Source organism: Streptomyces sp. BE20 (genome assembly GCF_036322525.1).
GTDB lineage: Bacteria > Actinomycetota > Actinomycetes > Streptomycetales > Streptomycetaceae > Kitasatospora.
This window is the reverse complement of record NZ_JAQYWW010000094.1, coordinates 1-350: the sequence shown is the minus strand read 5'-3', so window position 1 is coordinate 350 and position 350 is coordinate 1. Positions and strand designations below refer to the sequence as shown.

The following is a 350-nucleotide window of genomic DNA, read 5'->3' as shown; positions in this document are numbered from 1 at the left end:
GTCCACCGAGGCGAGGATCCGCTTCCAGGCGGCGGGGGTGTCCACCGGCCAGCCGAGACGGCGGCAGACGCCCTCCTTCCACTCCTCGCCGCGCGGGACCAGCTGCGAAGAGCGGATGGCAGGGAAGGAGGGGTCCATGCAGTGGAGTTCTAGGTGGTCGCCGTCTCACTACACGAGCACGGGCGCGGCGGCCGGCCCGCGGCGGGCCGCGCCCGCCCCCGCCCCCCCCGGGCCCGCCGCCCCCCCCCCCCCCCCCCCCCCCCCCCCCCCCCCCCCCCCCCCCCCCCCCCCCCCCCCCCCCCCCCCCCCCCCCCCCCCCCCCCCCCCCCCCCCCCCCCCCCCCCCCCCCC

General features: G+C 84.3%; 1 protein-coding gene. It reads right to left on the bottom strand.

What is annotated here, in order from left to right; translation table 11 throughout:
- A partial coding sequence (locus PUR61_RS00405; protein ID WP_443035091.1) for a DUF3097 family protein occupies positions 1-138 on the bottom strand: 138 nt, incomplete at its 3' end.
- Positions 139-350 lie beyond the last annotated feature (212 nt).